2 protein-coding genes are annotated in these 1,019 nt (G+C 58.3%); both read left to right on the top strand.

Features of this window, described 5'->3' with window-relative positions:
* Window positions 1-567, top strand: a 567-nt coding sequence (locus AC1DT2_RS24370; RefSeq protein ID WP_477299317.1) for a sigma-70 family RNA polymerase sigma factor, incomplete at its 5' end; no start/stop codon positions are given.
* 120 nt (window positions 568-687) lie between these two features.
* A partial coding sequence (locus AC1DT2_RS24365) for an aldo/keto reductase (RefSeq protein WP_477299316.1) occupies window positions 688-1,019 on the top strand: 332 nt, incomplete at its 3' end.

Here is a 1,019-nt window from a genome sequence, read left to right as displayed (position 1 = left end):
CTTCCGACGATGCTTCGTGGCCTTATAGGCTCTACAGAAGCCAAGCTAAAGCGCCAGCTGCTCTTCGGCCTGGCTGGCGATGCACTCCTGTACGGCAAATTCCTCGATGGGYTGTCCGAGCATCTTCGCGCCTTTCTTCGCCGACACCTTCCGCATCGTCTCGATGACGTCGAAGACATTCTTCAAGAAACACTGCTGGCCGTGCACGATGCGCTGCCCACCTACCAAATCGACCGGCCGTTGACCGCTTGGGCACGAGCCATCGCACGCTACAAGCTCATGGACTTCTTTCGTCGCTACGCTCGCCGAGAGGCATTGCATGAGGTGATGGATGACGAGTTACTTTTTGCCACGTCGGGTGTTGATGCAGCAGATGCTCATCGGGACGTGCTGGGATTACTGGATGCCTTGTCCGATCGCCATCGCGTGCCCATTCAGCTGGTGAAATTGCAGGGGCTCTCCGTTGCGGAGGCGGCCCGATGCACCGGACTATCGGAATCCGCCATAAAAATTGGGATTCATCGAGGTCTGAAGCTATTGGCTCGTCGGGTGCAGGCTAAGCGGTGAAACCTTGGCTGCGAGACTCGTCCCATTCGCCTCGTCAGACCCGACAAATGCAGCACGGCAGCCTTCGGGGGCTCGATACGTCGTATCCTTCTCCTTCGGCGCAATGAAGAGAACCCGACCATGAGCTATCAACCATCCGCAGATCGATACAACGGCCAGATGCCGGTTCGCCGCTGCGGAAAAAGTGGCATCGACCTCCCCCTGATTTCGCTGGGGTTGTGGCAGAACTTCGGCGGCACGGATGTTTTCGAGACGGGGCGCGCTATCTTGAGGCGCGCTTTCGACCGCGGCGTCATGCATTTCGACCTCGCAAATAACTACGGACCCCCGCCCGGTTCCGCCGAAGAAAATTTCGGCCGCATCCTGGCCAGTGACTTCAAGTCCCACCGCGACGAGTTGATCATTTCGACGAAGGCCGGTTGGGATATGTGGCCGGGTCCTTACGGTGGAAC

Source organism: Luteibacter sp. P4_E6 (assembly GCF_056401535.1).
The sequence above is the reverse complement of the archived record's forward strand: the minus strand, read 5'-3'. Positions and strand labels throughout refer to the sequence as shown.